11 protein-coding genes are annotated in these 19,208 nt (G+C 43.5%); 4 read left to right on the forward strand and 7 right to left on the reverse strand.

Annotated features, from left to right (window positions below):
• Positions 1–54: 54 nt before the first annotated feature.
• From GV64_RS18690 to GV64_RS18710, 3 genes are all read left to right on the forward strand, one after another.
• Positions 55–1,188, forward strand: a complete 1,134-nt coding sequence (locus GV64_RS18690) for a helix-turn-helix transcriptional regulator (protein WP_020581302.1) — start codon at positions 55–57, stop codon at positions 1,186–1,188.
• Between the two features lie 150 nt (positions 1,189–1,338).
• The gene (locus tag GV64_RS18695; RefSeq protein WP_020581303.1) at positions 1,339–5,418 is read left to right on the forward strand and encodes a hypothetical protein; all 4,080 of its coding nucleotides are present in this window, start codon (positions 1,339–1,341) and stop codon (positions 5,416–5,418) included.
• Positions 5,419–6,258: 840 nt separating this feature from the next.
• Positions 6,259–7,302 (forward strand): Rieske 2Fe-2S domain-containing protein, encoded by a 1,044-nt coding sequence (locus tag GV64_RS18710; RefSeq protein WP_020581306.1) that lies wholly within the window; start codon positions 6,259–6,261, stop codon positions 7,300–7,302.
• A gap of 157 nt (positions 7,303–7,459) precedes the next feature.
• Here the strand turns inward: GV64_RS18710 and GV64_RS18715 are convergent, their stop codons facing one another.
• Both GV64_RS18715 and GV64_RS18720 read right to left on the reverse strand, forming a co-directional pair.
• Positions 7,460–8,098: a hypothetical protein gene (locus tag GV64_RS18715; protein WP_152554125.1), complete on the reverse strand. Its 639-nt coding sequence runs from the start codon at positions 8,096–8,098 to the stop codon at positions 7,460–7,462.
• A gap of 279 nt (positions 8,099–8,377) precedes the next feature.
• Complete coding sequence (locus GV64_RS18720) at positions 8,378–8,857, reverse strand: BLUF domain-containing protein (RefSeq protein ID WP_020581308.1); 480 nt, start codon at positions 8,855–8,857, stop codon at positions 8,378–8,380.
• A 557-nt stretch (positions 8,858–9,414) separates the two neighbouring features.
• On the opposite strand from GV64_RS18720, the gene GV64_RS18725 reads away from it, so the two are divergent.
• Complete coding sequence (locus tag GV64_RS18725; RefSeq protein ID WP_020581309.1) at positions 9,415–10,563, forward strand: hypothetical protein; 1,149 nt, start codon at positions 9,415–9,417, stop codon at positions 10,561–10,563.
• Positions 10,564–10,895: 332 nt separating this feature from the next.
• On the opposite strand, the gene rplT is transcribed toward GV64_RS18725, so the two are convergent.
• From rplT to GV64_RS18755, 5 genes are all read right to left on the reverse strand, one after another.
• The gene (gene rplT, locus GV64_RS18730) at positions 10,896–11,252 is read right to left on the reverse strand and encodes a 50S ribosomal protein L20 (protein ID WP_020581311.1); all 357 of its coding nucleotides are present in this window, start codon (positions 11,250–11,252) and stop codon (positions 10,896–10,898) included.
• Positions 11,253–11,288: 36 nt separating this feature from the next.
• Entirely contained in the window at positions 11,289–11,480 is a 192-nt protein-coding gene (rpmI, locus tag GV64_RS18735; protein ID WP_020581312.1) for a 50S ribosomal protein L35, read from the reverse strand.
• Between the two features lie 141 nt (positions 11,481–11,621).
• A complete protein-coding gene (gene infC / locus GV64_RS18740) occupies positions 11,622–12,164 on the reverse strand; it encodes a translation initiation factor IF-3 (protein WP_026258073.1) in 543 nt (180 codons plus the stop codon).
• 96 nt (positions 12,165–12,260) lie between these two features.
• Positions 12,261–14,183: a threonine--tRNA ligase gene (gene thrS, locus GV64_RS18745; protein WP_020581314.1), complete on the reverse strand. Its 1,923-nt coding sequence runs from the start codon at positions 14,181–14,183 to the stop codon at positions 12,261–12,263.
• 283 nt (positions 14,184–14,466) lie between these two features.
• On the reverse strand, positions 14,467–18,387 hold the full coding sequence (locus tag GV64_RS18755) for a hypothetical protein (RefSeq protein WP_020581316.1): 3,921 nt from the start codon (positions 18,385–18,387) through the stop codon (positions 14,467–14,469).
• Positions 18,388–19,208: the final 821 nt, after the last annotated feature.

The raw sequence follows: 19,208 nt of genomic DNA on the forward strand, positions 1-19,208 counted from the left end.
CGCTCAAATGGATCTTCCGATTACCATTCGGATCATAAAACGAAGAAATGCCTAATGAGCAAAACCATCAGTGTTGAAGCATTCAGTGATTTGGTGGACAAGCTGTACGGGGGATTACAAAGCAAAGTTCCCTGGAAGCTATTTCTGGAAACGCTGGAACGGCAGATTGGCGCCAGTTTCTCTACACTTATTTTACGTCCGCCATCACAAGATAGTGAAGGTCTGATTCTCAGTACTGGCGGTGACCATCATAATGAAGCGCTGACCTCCTATAATGAGCACTTTTTTGCTTTGGATCCCTTTGTAGATCTGCCCAGCGGGCAAGTGGTAACCCTGGATGAATTTATTCCTGAAGATGAACGGCACCAGTCCGAATATTTTCAACAGTTTCTAGCCCCTATAAATGTGCACCATATTTTAGGAGCAGATATCTACACACCTGACGGTGCCAAATGCAGTTTAAGAATCAGCCGCGGGACAGAAGACAAAGGCTTTGATCAGGATGACAAAGGAATTATTGAAACCCTGATCCCCCACCTCAAGCGGTCTGTTCAATTGCATATGCAGTTGAATCGTATGGAGGCTGAGCGCAATCTTTATGCTGGCGCAGTGGACCAGCTGGCAGTAGGAACCATCATACTTGATGAAGAAGGCAAGGTTCTTGAAATCAATCAAGTCGCTAAAGAACTGGAAAATGAAGATGACGGCCTGAGAGTCAATAACCGCACCTTACAAATTGGCACACAGCAGGATACACGCAGATTCAGGGAACTGATCAAGGAAACCCTGGCCCATCAACGAAACAACACACCCTCCATCGTACAGGCAATGCGTATTGCCCGCCTGTCCGGGAAACGTGACCTTGGAATTATTATTCGCTCAATACCATCAACCCAATGGTCCGGAACGGGAAAGCGCCCCTGTATCGCAATATTTGTCAGTGATCCGGAAAGACAGTCACAACCCGCTCAGGACATTGTCAAAACCCTGTTTGATCTCACACCAGCAGAAGCTCAGCTGGCCATGCATCTGGCCAATGGCCTGACTCTGGATGAAGCATCAGAGACCCTGTTTATCAGCCGTAATACCGCCCGAGCTCATCTGCGCTCAATATTTTCCAAAACGGGTGTTACCCGGCAAACCATGCTGGTCAGGTTGATTCTGAAAAGTGTTGCCCCTTTGGGATAAACGAGAAAAATTATGGTACTTAGTACCAAAAAATAATCATTATTCATTCAGCAATGAGTAATACAAGGGTTAATTGAAGTAACAAAATATTATTCCAATACTCATATAAGTCTAAACTGGAAGGCTCTAATTCCAATAAGAGCCTCTGCAATGGATAGTTTACGTAACATAACCAGTTTATCCCAAACCGGCTTTCAATCACCCAAGCAAGATGACGAAAAACCCTATTCTTCAAAATCTCCCCCCCTGGGCCCCGGATTAAGAAAAATCGGCTTTCATGAGAGCAGGAAAGCTACAGCTTTTAATATACCCAGTCCTGAGAAGAAACTTCAGCAATTACCAAGTCAAGTTACAATAGTGAAAGGTGTTTCAAGAATAGAGCCCCAAAGTTTATCGGGTGCAGTCTGCCAAGATACTAGTTTTTTTCCTGATGATAAACAGCAACTTACATTTCCTCTTTCCGCCAAACAAGAAAAGAGCATAGAGCAAACCCCAAAACCTCAATTGCAACCACTGAGTTACGTGGAGAAACTTACTGCAACACCAGTTTATAGAAGCCTCGAATCGCCGGGGCAGTCAGCTCAAGTTAAAGTTAGAAGTGAACCTGGCAGACTTGAAAGCCATATTCGAATAAATGAGGCAATACAACGACGTGACTGGCATCCACCTTTACTTGAAGAGCTCAAGCTACAACCCTGGAGTCATTTCTCTCAAAAAGTCAACACATACTTAAAGTATCTTCAGAATGTATTAAAAGGTGTCTCTGAGCCAATTGAAGCATGTATTAGAGTGACTTCCTGCATTAACTATCTTCAGGAAATGTTGAGGCCTGATGAAAACGATAATTTCAACCTCCTCAGACTTAAATTTGAATCCATATATAAGTTAACACTCCATCCTTGCATCGTAGAAATCAGAAAGCAGACAAGACCTGGCCTTGCTAAAGAGTATTTTGAGGCATTACACCAGGCAATCAATATATTTCATTTCCATCCTTTTCACAGAAAAGCCCCAAGTGATGAGGTTAGAGCTGAAATTCGTAACACACTCACTACAATGATCCAGTCTGAACTGGATTATTTAAGTTACGCTGCAAAATTATCAAATAGATGTGATAACCATTGGGCAATCACCCGCCTCCAGTGGACTCTTGGAGAGGGTGGACCAGCCAGACGATTTGACTTTTTAAGACCTGATAAAAGAAAACAATACCTTGCCAACGTAGCATCCATTGAAAAAGAACAATCCCAAGCAAGTGTAGCACCACAAGACAGAGCATCTGCACCTGAGAAAATACATCTTAATACCCAAGAAATTGACTCAATAATTGCATCTGGAGATCTTGAAAAAGCCGCCGATTTTCTGTCAGCACATCGGGGAAAATTCCCTATGCAGGAAAGGCTTTTATGTCAAATACTAAAATATGAACTGGACAAGGTACTTGAAACATTCACCCAAGAAAAAAACAGAGAAAATGACCTGTCATTGCTAGCAGCCTTGTATTCTTTCAGAAAAACATTCCGCAAATTTATTCCAATTCATCATTTCCTAAATAAAGATACACAAAATTTATTGTCCGCAGTTGTTGTACGCGTACTGTCATCCCACATAACGATAATAACCCCCCCTGATAGAAAATTAAAAATAGAGCGAATGATTCAAGAGCTAATAAAACATACAACTATGACAGATCAATGCATTTCCATGTGGCGAAAATTTCAACATGGAGAAATCATTCTCGAAGATTCATTAGAAGGCATGACCAGCTATGATGCTTTTCAGGCATTAATCAAAATATCCAGTAGATTAAGCTCTGAGCCGGCTGTTAATAACGATTTCCTTATAGCTGCCCAGGAAATAAGAGTATGGGCATTAAATGAAAAGACTGTTAGAAAAATGAATGATGGTATTCGTCTTTCAAAAATGCTTGCAGCATTAAAACATAAGCTGTATTTACATTTCTTCCATCATATATACAAAGATGGAAGCATGAGAAAACCAGGAACACTTACCGAATACAATAAAGTTATATCAAAAATGGATTGCCACAGGAAAAACTGTATAGAGAACCAGAAACTTTTATACTTACTGAAAGATGATAAACAAAGAAAGAGCTGGCAACTGATCGCATGCCAGGCATGGGGGCAATATATTTGTAACCTGAGGAAAAAAATATTTCGCTCAGAGTCTATTAGTGATCAAGATATAAGTAATCTCCTGCTATTAAAGGGCATTTCACCCGATATAGACTTAGGTTTTACTAGAGTTGATTTTAAAAAGCTGGCGATCGACATCTTCAACTCCGCAGTAAAAACGCCACATCTTGTTCAAGTACGTCCCGATAAGCTTCAAGCTTTATCAGGCTGGGTTCTTGCTCTTCTTGACACTGAGCCCAAAGACATTCCTGCTGCAATGAAGCGAAATGAAGAGGTTAAGACAAGTATCTCAGCGTATAGAACCCGATGCCATCAACAAGTACTGGCAGCGACTGGCCACCCTTCCTCTTCTTCACCTCAGCCAATTCCTGAACCTGAAACACAAAAAGCCAGAATACAAGTCGAGCACAGTCCACAAGAACAAGATTCTCAAGCAACTGCCCAAGCCTCAGAAGTATCTCACACTGCGGTTTCAAAATGTTTGACTCGTTTACCTCAAAAATCGTCTGAAGTTTGTCTGGTTGATAACCCAGCAACCCAGACCCAAAAAGAGCTTAACTTGTTGTTAGTCACCGACAGATTAAAAGAAGAGTTTGGTTGCAGCACTGAAGCAATGAAAGCGGTTGATCAGAAAGCCCGTGAAATGGGAGTGACGAGAAAAAGTTTACAAGACATGGCTCAGATAAACCCAAGCTCTTTCAAAAAGCTGATGGGCTTAGACATTTCTATTAGCGTCGATGATATTTTATCCGGTAATAGACCTATCAACTTTATTCAACCCAGCCTTATCGATGATGCTTTACCCAACCATAGGTCTCTTAAACTTTCTCAGCCCAGCTTTACCGATGAGATATTGTCCGGCAATAGACCCTTCAGCTTTATTCAGTCCAGTTCTGTCAATGATGGAGGTAATACAAAAATATCGACCACTCAAAACACAGGCCAGAAACCTGTTTCACCAGCCTCCCATGAAACCCAGCAAGCTGCCGAGCCTTTCCTCAATAGCCAGAAGACCAATAATCAGCCTATACTTCAAACAAACAACATTGCTTCTGCTTTCGCTCAACTCAACCGACATCCAACAGAGAAAAAGGTGGAGCGGGTCGATATTGAGACTGCTCAGGTTCATGCATTTTATGACACTTTAAACCAAGTTCCTTCCTGCTACCCAGCAACGGCTGCCCCTGCAACAACGAGTTACCATATCCCCCAAGATGTTCCACAGAATAGAAGATATCATACTCCTATGGATCTACTCACTGCACCACCCCTGATACCTCAACTGGAGAAAAACAGCCATAAACAAAACGTTCAAGCTAGTAATATTGCTCCAGCTATATCTCAGCTCCCACGATACCCAGAGAGAAAAGCTGCACATAGCTTTGTTAGAGATAACCGGGTTAATACATTTCATGAAACCCCAAGTTCAGTTCAGCCCATCTACCCGATAGCCAGTGCACCTGAAGCAACAAGCTACCCCACTGCCCAGATTATTCATCATGATATGAGATATAATGTTCAGGCAGAGCTACTGACAGCCCACCATCTGCCCGCTCAACAGCCCCCCTGTAACGCTCCCTTTTCGGAAATCCCATTTACGCCCTCTGAGCCATCAAACTATCTATACGTGCATAGAGTTTTCGAAGAGTCATTACTTGTCTACCTCCCACACACCAATACCATCCACCTACACGAAGACCATCTTCTTGAAGAAAACCTTAAAAAAATCGAGTTAATCCTTCAAATCTTGTATCAACGTCTTCAGGGAGATATTCGCTACAAGCTGGTAGAAGAGCATGAGATACAACATATTGATGACTGCATAAATGCATTGACACCGTGGTTTAAGAAATTTCATATTACTGATCAGGCAAAATACACTGAACTAGACGTTTCATTGAAATATTTAACCAAACCTGTTGAGAATGGAAAAATAGATCAGACCTTTCGTGACCTTGTGAATGACCAGATCATACAAGGAAAGCTTGCTGAGGCAGCTCAGATCATCCGTGTACAGCAGGGCTTATATCATGTTAGAGAGGTCTTAGGCTTATCCGTCAATTACGCTCCATAGCCAGGAACCTCAGGGTTTGTTCTCAAATCGTCATGGGACCAACCGCCCACGGTCTGCGCAGCTCGCTTTGTCTGAGTGCTGGCTCTGGTCAGTTTTGAAGTTGGTGAAGCCTGTGCTCCGCCACCTTCTCAATTAACCGGGAAAGTGTGAGTTCACATGCACTCCAAGCTCTGCGCCATTCAAGATCTTTACTGAGGTATTTAGTCGCACTATCCTGGAAGTGATCATTTCCACATGCCTTTAAAGAGCTGTAGTGTGCATGATGGCTGCCTTTAAGAAGTTCCATAATTCGGTGTCGACGATGGAAGGGTATGTGCACCTACTCCCAGAAATCGTTACACATAAATACAGAATTCTGGCAAAAGTTATTTATGTGGAGGAAAGTAAGGCAAGGACGCGGCACTATCGATGCTTGATTAATGAAAAAGATAGATTGCCAAAGGATGGCAAATGAGGAATGAATGATAGGGCAGTGATGGACGATAGCGTTATCTTCCAAGTAACAGACAAGAAAGAACTCTCTACAGGGCTTGGCATTCTCTGCATGTTTACTGCAGGGATAGTACCCTGCCCCAAAAGCTCAATTTTCAGATATCCATGTTTTAAGGCCTATGGAAATTATCAACCATGGCATATAAAAACGAAAAATTGACCCAGATCAACAACACCTAAGGCAATCGTCCACTTAGACGATGATGACCAGTGACTACTCACTGGAAAATCATCATTTGAGGATTATGCAAGCTTCTACCCGAATCATGGTGTTTTTTATTTTACAGGCCGGGAAGATAGCCTCGCACATGGCAGAATGCCAGATATTGCAGCCAGGAGAACAATAATATGAGCAAGTTGCACCTGATTGAGACCAACCCCATTCCTGATCGATATGCCCGAGGCTGGCACTGCCTGGGTAAAGCGGAAAACTACAAGGATGGCAAAGCCCATACCATTGATGCATTTGGTACCAAGCTGGTCGCATTTCAAGGTGAAGATGGCAACGTTCATATTCTGAATGCTTACTGCCCCCATATGGGTGCAGACATGAGTAAAGGCTGCATCGAAGGCAACTCTATTCGCTGCCCATTCCATGACTGGCGCTGGAACTCAGAAGGTGTTTGTGATGACATCCCTTATGCCAAGCGTATCCCGCCCAGAGCCAGAACCAAAGCCTGGCCTTCATGCGAGCAAAATAATCTGCTGTTTGTCTGGAATGACCCTGAAGGCAATCCACCTATCGAAGAACAGGCTATCCCTAAAATTGATGCCTGCTTTGATGACGAGTGGTTCGATTGGGAAATTGCGGAGATGCATATCAAAACCAATTGCCGGGAGCTGGTTGATAACGTAGCGGACAAGGCACACTTTGGCCCAGTTCATGGATCCCCTATTAAGCTATTTGCAAACGTGTTTGAAAATCACGTAGCTGAGCAGACCATGATTGGTTGCAGTGAGCGCCTTTCCGAAGACAGTGACCTTAAGACTGTTGCCACTTACTACGGCCCGTCTTACCAGATTACCGATATGAGTGGTGAGATGAATGGTGTGCCCATTTACTCCATACTCCTGAACTGCCATGTTCCCATTGACCAGAATAACTTTACTCTGCGCTATGGTGTATTAATCAAGAAAGTACCAGGACTCACAGAGGAGCAAAATCGCGAAATGGCTCAGGCTTACATCAAGCTCGCTCAGGATGCATTTTATGAGGATGTAGAGATTTGGGACAATAAGGTACGTATTGATAACCCACTACTTTGCGATGGAGATGGTCCTGTTTACCAGCTGCGTAAGTGGTATGACCAGTTCTATACTGATGTCGCTGACCTGAAAGATGAGCTTAAAGAGCGGAAAGTATTTAAAACTGAATCCTCTGAAGCTGTATAATCTTTCAGATTAGCCCCAAAAAAGCACCACCATATAGTCTAATTTCTTCAACTATATGGTGGTGTTTCGATAAAAAAAGCAACTTTTCCACATCAACTCATAGTAACTACTTTTAGTATTGTTCGGCTGAAGTGGCTTTAACAGGCTCTATTTCCACTTAATAGCCCATTTGTGTATCAGCTACCAGATCCATAAACATTTTTCTCATCCTAGCTTCAAACTCTTCCTGATGTTTTTTTGCCTCCAGCTCCCATGGATTCAATTCAGACTTGTCCAATGTTGCCGCACGATAAATATCGACGGGTAATTTAACCACGCTGCCAGCAGTACCAATAACAACACCAGCAGCCACACCAACAGCAGCAAGTGCAACCGCCACAGGTAAACCAACCAGCCCACCAGTTATTAAACCAATAGCAGCACCAATTTTACGGGCATTGGAGTTTTGACATCCAATCATTTTAGCCAGTTTAACGATACCACCTGCAATACTACCTGTGACATAACCCACAAACGCCGGAATGGAAAAACCAACTGCAGCACCAGCAACGCCCCCCCAAAAAGCTGATTGGATCAGTTGATTCTTAATTGCACGGAAGGGGTAAGCAATACGATCTCGAATAGATGATTTAGACTCTGAACTATCACTACTTCTACTGTAACGTGCACCTTCGGCTTCAGTAGCATCGAGCCCCATAAACCGAGCAGTTTCACAGCCTCCAACTGATGGCGATGACACTTCCATATTGCGGTCATCGCTTCTTAGATGACCGACTGTTGCTGTTGTATCCATCATATCTCTCCATTAATTTAGTTATTATTAGTCCGGACACCATATTGAACTGGCGTACATATTTAAAAACATCGGAAAGATAAACAGAATTTAGTCAGCTGCCTATAACAATATGGACAGAGGCACTAACAATCTAGAACCGCGTAAATGGAACAATCCGCTCTATGACGATTATGAGCATCAAAAAGATAAGATTAAGTAACGTAAAGCCTTTTTAAACGATGAGCTAATCGATTAAAACAGGCGCAATAGGCGCCTGCTTGCTTATTGATTATTCAATTTTCAAAAACTGGAAGAACATGCACAAGATATATGACTACGACTCCCATTAGAAGAACCCAGGCAGGTGTTACTGTTCTTGAAACTGTACAGCAATTCAACGACAGCATCACGATAGAAAGCGAACTCATCAAAATCCATATTCCTTACCAGGAACTCTGAAAAGCCCGCTACTTCCATTAAGTCATTTTTGCACAATACTTTAAAGCCCATGGACCATTCGGGAAAGTTACGTCGAGAAATCTGAGACTCAATCAATACTATATTCCCATTATTGCGACTATCACTGGTGATTGAACGGTAAATCTCTTTAACGTCTTTCTCTTCACCTTCTAGTACCTGAAAGAAGTTTCCATCGCAATAGATCAACATGCCCGTAACATTTTGCTTAAGATTACGATCCCTGCTTTGTGCCAAAAGAGTGGTCAGCTCGTGTTCGTCCATGATTTTGGAAGCACTGCTCACGTAAACCAGATTTATCATTTTTTTTCAATGCAGCTTTTGAAGTAGTTCAGATCAGAAACTCCCTTTCCTTTGTTGGCAGAATCGATTCTCCCAGTTGAGGAAAAAGGAAATGAGTTGATAGTGGAGGGAGCTATATATTGAAACCCAATAGTCAGGTGAATATCTTATATATTTCTATAATATATTTATTGCTTCAGGTCACAGTTTGCTTTCCTCCTGAAGGTTTATTTAACTATGAGCTATTTACTTTAAGGGAGTTAGGTCTTTCATTGAACCCATCAGGCAGTATACCAAGCTTGGTAGACATATGTGATTACAAAAGTAGTGTCGTTTTCAATTACGATATAGAGGGAACCCTGTTGGATGATAAGCAGTGTTTAGAATCACTGAAAAAGCCGCCGAAAAGTTATTCGACACCTGGTAGAGTTTTTGACCGGTGGAGTAAAACAGGCTTAATTACAAAGGTTCTCTTCCTATAAAAAATAATTTTACAATGTCGTACATATTGCAATCTATACTTCAAGCCCAGCTGATTCAATTGTGCTTATTCTTTTTGCACCTTTGGAGTTCCGAATATGTCGCGGCTAAGCCCCCCCCTCCTTGTCACAATTTATGTCATTTTGGTATTTAGCATTGAGCCTGTATTGGCTATCAACGTTGAGCTGAATACCTTACCTGATGACTATTTATCCGATACCTATACAGAACTTATACGTGAGGCTAAACCCGGCTGGTGGGGAAACTGGAGTCTAAGCAAAAGCGTAGAATTGGGTGCTATCGGTGTTGTTGGAGATGACTCTTCATTTAATCCTTCTGGGCTTCACCTGAGCAATCTGAAGATGAAAGTCAGTCCATTGTCAGAAAAGCTAAAAGTATCTACACAGCATGTACTAGGACCAAATGTGGTTTCTACAAATATGGCCGCCGGGCCTGCAGAAACCAGTGCACAGGTTACATTAAAGTGGGAGTTTTCTGCCAAGGGAGCCATGTCGGCACAGTGGATTCTTGTTGAAGAGCAGCACTTGTCAAATAGCGCTGATAGTATCATTAGAAATATGGAATTTCTCAAGTCGGTTGCCCGGGAAATGAATATGCTTAACCCGCTGACCGGAGAAATCAGCCAGGGTTTTGGCGTCATTACGGGCGTTATACTGGCAAAGAGCGGCGTTAATCTTGCTTCTGTTTCTGATTCAGCTGAATGGAGTATTTCCGGTGAAGGAGAAGGCCTTCAAGGCATGCTGGGAAATGCAAACGCTTTTGCAAGCTATGCCAGTGCAGAAAGCAGCAGCAATATAGTCTCAGTACTCTGGCCTGCAACGCCTAATGAGGTGACTGATGAACTCGTTCCCATCGCTTACACTTTTACCTCAATTCATGGTGAGACGGTTATCCCTCTCTGGGTTGAGAAAATCAATGATTTTGAACTTATTTTTAAAAACCATAGCAGCTATATAGTGATTGCCACTGTCAGTTACCACTCGTCGGAAGGCAGAGCAGAGAGGCAGACAAAAATATCTGGCTTTTTGCAAGGTTCGATTGGTGATATTCCCCTTGATGCTACCAGCTTGAAACTCAGACTAGAGTTCGTTGGGAGTGTGCCATACACCACACTACACAACCGTTGGAATACCCCATTGGGAACCTGGCTGACAGGAAAACGCCACATAGATGTCTGGGGCTTATGGCCAGACCATCCAAGCTTCACCATTCAAGAAGAAGAGTAAACAGCCTATTTAACGTGGTTAATATAAAAAACACATGAACTATGGGCGCAATACCCCCTTTTTTATCCATAACTGATAATTTTTCCAAAAATATGATTAGGACCAGTTGACGTTTCATTGTGAGCTCAGTGGCTCAGAAAAGCATCATATGCGTGAAAGGCTTACGCAGCACGTAGTTAATCTGCGTCAAGCAAGTATGACGAAGCAAATGGCGCTTTTCTGTGTCACCCAAACGGCGTATCAGGGCACGCAATGAAACGTCAACTGGCCCTGGCAAATAAAAAAGGGAGACCTGTAAAACAGATCTCCCTTTTAAAAACCAGTATAAAAACTTAAGCCAGAGCAGCTTTAGCCTTTTCAACCAGCTGGCCAAAAATCGCTTTGTCGTGAACGGCCAGATCGGCCAGAACCTTACGATCGACTTCGATAGCCGCTTTCTTCATGCCTGCGATGAAACGGCTGTAAGACAGACCATTCATACGAGCACCGGCATTGATACGGGCAATCCACAGAGCGCGGAACTGACGCTTACGCTGACGACGGTCGCGGTAAGCATACTGACCAGCTTTGGTAACTGCCTGCTTGGCTACACGGAATACACGTGAACGTGCACCATAATAACCTTTAGCCTGCTTCAGAACTTTTTTGTGACGACGGCGTGCAATGACGCCACGTTTTACACGTGCCATGAGTTTATCTCTCCGAAAAAATGATCAAAAAAGCGATTAGTCGCGCAGCATACGCTTAACGAGACCAGTATCAGCAGGAGATACCAGGGAGGTACCACGCAGCTGACGCTTACGCTTGGTGGTCATCTTGGTCAGAATGTGACTCTTAAAGGCACCTTTACGCTTGTAACCGGAAGCAGTTTTCTTGAAACGCTTCGCGGCTCCACTGTTGGTTTTCATCTTTGGCATGAAAAACACTCCGCATTCGCGATCTCCGAACAATCCAAAGGACTAGCAGGAGTCGGGATAGTTTAAAAAACAGTAATTCACGAAAAGGCCGACAACCAACCTGAACTTCATTCAGGAAGTTGCCGGCCTCTGCAAAACGAATTACTTCTTCTTTTTAGGGGCAATCACCATGATCAGTTGACGGCCTTCCATTTTTGGATACTGTTCAACGGTTCCGAGTTCTTCCAGGTCTTTCTCAACCCGCTTCATCAGTTCCATGCCCAGCTCCTGGTGAGCCATCTCACGACCACGAAAACGAAGGGAAACCTTCGCCTTGTTGCCCTCAGTCAGGAAACGTATCAGGTTGCGCAGTTTTACCTGATAATCCCCTTCTTCAGTACCCGGGCGAAATTTAATTTCTTTCACCTGGATCAAAGTCTGTTTCTTCTTAGCTGCTGCTTTCTGCTTTTTGCTTTCGTACTGGTGCTTACCGAAATCCAGGATCTTACAGACAGGTGGTTCACTGGTTGCGTTAATTTCAACCAGGTCCAGCCCCGCTTCCTGGGCCATACTCAAAGCGTCAGCTATATCTACAACCCCGACTTGTTCCCCGTCGGCGGCAATAAGGCGGACTTCTTTTGCACGGATATTTTCATTAATCGGAGCCTTTACTGGGCGACGATCACGGAAGCTGTTGCGTCTGATGGTTGTATCTCCTGTGTAAGCAACATAGTAAGTTCCGACCTTTTGTTATAAACAACATCAAAATCAAAGGTCGGAACCATTTTCCAAGCAGGCAGGTCAAGCAGTACGGCCACGCTTGAGAACGTCTGAATCAAGACGCTCTTTAAACTCTTCAATGGACATTACGCCCAAATCTTCACCGGTACGAGTGCGAACCGCAACGGTATTATTCTCCATTTCCTTATCGCCGATTACCAGCAGATAAGGCACCTTCATTAAGGTGTGCTCGCGGATTTTAAAGCCGATCTTCTCATTTCTCAAGTCCGCTTTTACCCTGATACCCTGTTCAGACAGATTTTTCTCCAGTTTTCTGGCGTAATCTGCCTGTCTATCAGTGATATTGAGGATAGCAGCCTGCGTCGGAGCCAGCCAGACCGGCATTGCACCTTCATAATGCTCGATCAGAATACCGATAAAGCGCTCGAAGGATCCCAGAGTCGCGCGGTGAAGCATAACGGGTGTTTTACGTTCACCCTGCTCATCCACATATTCAGCTCCGAGACGACCCGGCATGGAGAAATCCACCTGAATCGTACCACATTGCCACACTCGACCAATGCAGTCTTTCAGGGAAAACTCTATTTTAGGTCCGTAGAAAGCGCCTTCACCCGGCAGCTCTTCCCATGGAAGATCTTTGGCATCCAATGCTTCTGCCAATGCCTTTTCGGCTTTATCCCAGATTTCATCGGAGCCTACACGCTTCTCCGGGCGGGTTGAGAGCTTATAAATCAGGTTGTTACGATCAAACCCAAAATCATCATACACACTGTGCAGAAAATCAATAAAATCACAAACTTCAGATTGAATCTGATCTTCTGTGGCAAAAATATGGGCATCATCCTGAACAAAGCCACGGACACGCATCAGCCCATGAAGAGATCCGGAAGGCTCATTTCGATGACAGGAGCCAAATTCAGCCAATCTCAGTGGCAGATCACGGTAACTCTTCAATCCCTGGTTAAAGACCTGTACGTGACAAGGGCAGTTCATCGGCTTAATAGCCATGTCCTTGTTTTCAGAACTGGTGGTAAACATGCCATCAGCGTATTTGTCCCAGTGACCAGATTTCTCCCACAGACTACGATCGACCAGCTGAGGTGTTTTGATCTCTTCATAACCGGCCAGACGCTGCTTGTTGCGCATGTACTGTTCCAGTTCCTGATAGATCGCCCAGCCATTAGGGTGCCAGAACACCATGCCAGGAGCTTCTTCCTGCATATGGAACAGGTCAAGCTTCTTGGCCAGTTTACGGTGATCCCGCTTCTCAGCTTCTTCCAGACGGTGCAGGTAGGCTTTAAGGGCTTTCTTATCTTCCCAGGCAGTACCATAGACACGGGTCAGCATTTCATTATTCGAATCACCGCGCCAGTAGGCACCTGCAACCCGCATTAACTTGAATGCTTTCAGCTTGCCAGTAGACGGGACATGCGGGCCACGGCAGAGATCCATCCATTCGCCCTGACGGTACACAGAAATAGCTTCACTGGACGGCAGGTCGTTGATGATTTCAACTTTATACTCTTCACCCATTGCCTTGAAAGCACTGATAGCCTCGTCGCGGCTCATCACAACCCGCTCAATAGCAAGATCCTGTTTTGCCAGCTCTTCCATACGTTTTTCAATTTTGGACAGATCGTCCATATTGAAAGCCCGCTCATAGGAAAAGTCATAATAGAAGCCATTTTCAATCACTGGCCCAATGGTCACCTGAGCGCCAGGAAACAGGTCCTGCACCGCCATGGCCAGAAGGTGCGCCGTGGAGTGACGAATAACATCCACACCCTCTTGATCACGGGTAGTGATGATGGATAAATCAGAATCTTCAGTAATTTTGGCACTGGCATCCACCAGTTCACCATTCACACGGCCGGCGAGCGTCGCCTTGGCCAGCCCTGGACCGATGTCCTGGGCGACTTCCATTACGGATACTGCATCAGCAAACTCGCGCTTGCTGCCATCGGGAAGCGTAATAACGGGCATGAAGGAGTCCTTACATTGTTTTCACTATTTCAGTGGCAACCCGTACCGGAGGCTGCTTGTTCTATGACTCTTGCCAACCCATACGCAGGGCTGAGAGCCGGAAACCAGTGGCAATCCATACCAAGGATTGCATGAATTTTCTCAACGTTCATTGAGGAACTAATGGTTTGTAAAACCGAGGGAGAAAATTGCAGGTTTAACTTTATATAATCATAGTTACCAATCAATGATGTCAACCATATAATTTTGTTTTCTTCCATGTTTCCTGATATGCGTGCATGGATCAGGCGCAGCTATCCCAATAATGATTGTGAGAAGCAAACCACTCTCGCTTAACTCGGACTAACTCAATATGGGGATGATGCAAACTCATACCTGCCTGAACCTTTTCTACCGTCATACCTGGTTTAAAGATAAACACTTCATCATGATCCAGCTCTGCCTTTATGGTTAGTTCAAGGGCTTCTGCATATACCATTAAGTCAAACTTCAAGTCTTTGTAGTCGTAGCTTTCAAAGGCATTTGACCACAAAGAAGAGAATGCATCGATATCGTCCAGACTGAATATTTGCCGATGATTGTATCGGTCAAACCATAGACTTACATCAAACCACGGAGGAAGCTGTTTACCCGAACGCAGGCAACCCTTCTCAAGAAACTTTTTGACGTATCGATTAAACTTTGATTCTAGCTCATATGGCTTTACATCAGTCCCTACTGGTTCTTTAGCCTTATTACTAACAAGCGCTTTTTTGTTCTTTTGCTTTTGTCTTTGCCTGGCTTTTTTACCCTTTCCGGCAACATGAGTAGTCTTCTCGGCAAGGGATACTTCTTCTGCTTTCAGGTTTTCGCGCAGCCCTTTTTCTTTAAATGAATGACAAGATGCCTTCACAAGAGAGTCAGGGAGTGCATGACCAAACATTATTGGCGAATCTGGCTTATCAAGTTCATCAACATCGCTATATTGTGGGTCATGGTCATCATCTTCAATATTGATTTGCACAGCAAAGGCTGGCGGCTCTTCGGCATTTCTCACTATAGACCCAGAAATATTCATAGCAGGATTTGCCGGATAAAAAACTGCCGACTCTTTTCTACTGACTATCAGAACAGGCTGCTTTAAAGCTTCAGCCAATACCTTGGCTGGATGCTCAACCGCATCACTGGCCGGATGCCAAAAACGCAAATCAGTCTTTAGATTCTTAAGATCATCTATTTGATCTAAAAAAGCTTTTAGTTCCTCAGGTTTGCACATTTTTACAAGCTGCTGCTTAATCAAATCGGGGATTAAATCCAGTGATAGTTCATGAAACCTCTGAGCAACGTTGGCGTCCCCTTTTTGTAAGTTAACAATAGTCGCTGTATCAGATTTGCCTTTCTCAAAAACACCAAATGTATTGCCAGAAGCCAAACCCTCTTTGCTCTCACACTCAACCCCCTCGGACACACATATCACCGGCTGGGGTATAGTTTTTTTTGAAACAAGACTGTGGCGATCACTACTTTCCTGCATTCCACCATGTTCATTGCCTGATGCAGTGGAGTCAGCCATAGCACCAAATTCAGGCAAATCAGGGACAGACAAGTCTGGTATCATCTTTTGGCAATCAATTGATGCTATTACCTGCTCAAGTTCAGCATTTCCCTGACCTGAATGATCGGAAGGAAGATTAATAATTGATCCACTCTCCCCCCATTTCACACTGAGGGTTTCGTCAGTTGAAACATCTGAAATTTCTACCGGTTGCGAGCTTGGTCCAATACTCTCAAGTCCATCGGGATGCAGAGACTCACGGAAAGGCATCGCTTCCATGGTATTATCTATAATCGTAGAGGGAAGATTGAGGCTAGATTCTCCAGAAAATACCAGAGAACTCTGTGCTTCAACATCCAAAATCTGTTGCGCACGATGACAAACTTCCCAGGATCGCAACGCTCTTAGAGAAGAACAGGCCCTTTCAATTTGATCACTATTTGTTCTGAGCGAGTTCGACGCATCCTTAAGGCCGATAGCCCTGACTGTATCCTTTGAGGCAGTCAGCCCCCGTTTTCTAAGGACTCCCCCCCTCAATGTATATAACTTATCCAGCAGCTTACAATCCTCAGCGACTTTCTCTCCCCTGGTAGTCAGATCAGCAAGTTGATCATGTAACTCAATCATCTTATCTGCGATATCGTGTAGTAACTCCCCCTCATCTGAACACCGGCTGTTAAACTGACTGGCTATAGATTGCAGATGATTCAAGTCCCTGCTCACAGGTTCTGATGCACGGGCATACACTCGCATTGCTTCACAAAACAGAAAGTCAAGCCCCAGCACAGGCAACGTATCCTGAACAATCATATTCTTAAATTCTTCTATCGTGGGCAAGTAACTCTCACAGTGTTCAACTGCACTCAAAATTTTGTCTCGCAGCATATCTGCCAGTGCATATTGAGCCAATGCAATTTCTAACTGACTGCCATGTGCCAACAAAGTTTCCAGGCGATGCTCTACCTCATGAAATGGCACCTTAGCCAAATAGAGGTTAATGGCCGAACATATATCGGGATGAAGCGAAAACTCTTCCGTTTCCTCATTGACTTTTATTTCTGTGGCATCAACCTCAGGTGTTTTCACACCAGTCTCTTTGACAGGAGCCCCACTCTTTTTAACCGTTTTCCTCTGCCGTTTAAGCCTTGCTTCTAGTTCATTTTTTTTCTCAAGTTCTTCTTTATGAATCAAATCCATAACTGCATCATTGATTTTCTTTTCTTCGAATTCCAGACTCTTTCTAATAGCTTTGACTGTATCTCCCATACACTGAATCAGCTTAACAGAATCATAATGCAAATCATCCGGCAATATTTGCCCACCAAATTTATCAATAATATTTGCTTGCTCACAAATTCTCTGAGCAATTATTATAAGGTTTTCAAACCCAGATACTCGTAAAAGATCTTTTGAAAGGTTTTCTGTATTATGCCGAAATAAAATATCGCACAAGTAAGTAAGATGAAGAACCAATAGAAAAATATCGCCTTTTTCAATAGCACCAAATGGAAGTACTTTTACCATCCTTTCCAAGCATAAACATGCTTGCTTTAAGTCGCCAACAAGGCAATAGCCAATAATCGTATAAAACAATCTTCGAGAATTTTCCCTTGCAAAGCTGGCACTACCAAAATCCTGAAGATCAAGGCTATCAAGCCATTCAATCAAAACCTTATCATTCGCAGTGAGTAGTTTAAAAAAATCAACATCGCAGCGATTCCGGTGGGTAAATTTAAGCAGATCACAAACCTCTTTCATAATGACAGAGCCATTCAAAATGGCGTCATCATATATTGACTGAATCTGTGCAGAGTCAATATCCGAAAGCCTCTCTGAAGCACATGCAACCTGGTAGTAAGTTTTTAAAAGCTCCAAATTATCCAGTATCCAGTTAACATAGAGGTGCGGGGCAAAATCTGGCCTCATCAAATTAGGCATTGCATGAATATTTTCAGAAAAAGAAAAATTTGCCTTCATTCGCTTACACATAAAACCAATCAAGGATGTTGATAGTCTCATACCCTGCCAATAACATCTTTCTATCGCTTGCTTACCTCCAAAATCTTTTAGTAGCCTAACGTCCTGACTGAAAGCCTCTGCCAACCCCCACTCCTTACAGACATCCTGGAATTTGATATCAGAAACACCTCGAGCACGGATTGAGGGAAAACTTTCAATTAACCTTTTCTCATACTCTCTTATTAGGCCTTGAAGCTTTTTAAAGCATGTTAAGGTATCTGGTGGCTCAACTTTGTAGACAAGACCAATGCATGAAACAGATACTTGCTCAAATAGCCGGGTATAATCTCTTATAAGACCTGTAATTTCTTCATATAGCTCCCCAAATGCATCCGCATTTCTGCACATTTCTTCATCACTTTGGAGCTTTTTACTCCTTGGCGCTAATACCTCAGGGCTAAAGTGCCGTCGAACCTGTCTATCTCTGGCAGGAGCTCCCAATGGCAAGGAAGGGAGCTTTTCACCTGGATCAGGGGTTACGTTTACAGTAAGAACATCTACAGATTCTGGAGTAATGCTCAAAGATCTGTGCCCATGCGTATATTCAGGCTTTCTTTTACCAGATTTTGATTCTTTTCGAGACTGATTAGTCACATCATGTGATGATGCTTCGTATTGAGAAACGGGCAACTGTCCAGATAAACTGTCCATTTTTTTATTCCTTTACAACCTGAAAAATCTCATAAAGCAAAGTTTGTCTACAACCCTATTTTTTATTATTGACACCCTAATCCAAATTAGATTTTGGTTATCGCCAAATTGTTCCCCAGCGCATTAAAAATAATTTTGCATGCATAAAAATCCAGTTAAACACCATATAGCTCTCTATACCCTTATGATAATGTAGATAAAGTCACTCCAGACCATTACTAAGCGTTACAGCACAGACTGAATAGAAAGGTTCTGAACATTGGTTATATCAACACTTCTGCAATCGTTCTCTGACCAGTAAGAACATCAACAACCCCCGTCATACCAAGTAATAAAGGTAATGATTTAATACCATCAGGAAGAATGACTCGAACCCGTTAATTAAGCCTGCCCTGACCTCAGGAAGCCAATATCTGAGGGCTTAATACGTGCTTCAAGGATAAGTGGTTCTTCTGCTGGTACAATCTCAACCACCGTGTTTCCTGGCTGAATAACACTGACTTATTTATGTATCTTTACTGTTTTAATCAAGCCATCTACCGGTGCATATAAAGCGGCTTTTCGCACCGGGTCTTCCAGCCCCACCAGCACCCAGTAATTTACCCAACCAATCCCGACTATCCTGCAGCCCTTTTTTCAGTTCAGCCCGCTAACGAATGACCAGATCATTACGGCGCACAACTGACTCTGCCAATGCTGACTCAAGACGAGTCACCATTAATTGAGCGTTGGCCAGATCCCCCCTAAAGCTCAGTGGTTTTTCGTTCCAGGTTAATGATTCCTACACAGCTAATATCTCCCTCAATAGCCAATGGTTTCTT

Source organism: Endozoicomonas elysicola (assembly GCF_000710775.1).
Lineage (GTDB): Bacteria > Pseudomonadota > Gammaproteobacteria > Pseudomonadales > Endozoicomonadaceae > Endozoicomonas > Endozoicomonas elysicola.

Coding starts and splice junctions, on each gene's coding strand:
- GV64_RS18690 (WP_020581302.1), top strand. CDS start 55: ATGAGCAAAACCATCAGTGTTGAAGCATTCAGTGATTTGGTGGACAAG.
- GV64_RS18755 (WP_020581316.1), bottom strand. CDS start 18,387: ATGGACAGTTTATCTGGACAGTTGCCCGTTTCTCAATACGAAGCATCA.
- GV64_RS18725 (WP_020581309.1), top strand. CDS start 9,415: ATGTCGCGGCTAAGCCCCCCCCTCCTTGTCACAATTTATGTCATTTTG.
- rplT (WP_020581311.1), bottom strand. CDS start 11,252: ATGGCACGTGTAAAACGTGGCGTCATTGCACGCCGTCGTCACAAAAAA.
- GV64_RS18720 (WP_020581308.1), bottom strand. CDS start 8,857: ATGATAAATCTGGTTTACGTGAGCAGTGCTTCCAAAATCATGGACGAA.
- GV64_RS18715 (WP_152554125.1), bottom strand. CDS start 8,098: ATGATGGATACAACAGCAACAGTCGGTCATCTAAGAAGCGATGACCGC.
- GV64_RS18710 (WP_020581306.1), top strand. CDS start 6,259: ATGAGCAAGTTGCACCTGATTGAGACCAACCCCATTCCTGATCGATAT.
- GV64_RS18695 (WP_020581303.1), top strand. CDS start 1,339: ATGGATAGTTTACGTAACATAACCAGTTTATCCCAAACCGGCTTTCAA.
- thrS (WP_020581314.1), bottom strand. CDS start 14,183: ATGCCCGTTATTACGCTTCCCGATGGCAGCAAGCGCGAGTTTGCTGAT.
- rpmI (WP_020581312.1), bottom strand. CDS start 11,480: ATGCCAAAGATGAAAACCAACAGTGGAGCCGCGAAGCGTTTCAAGAAA.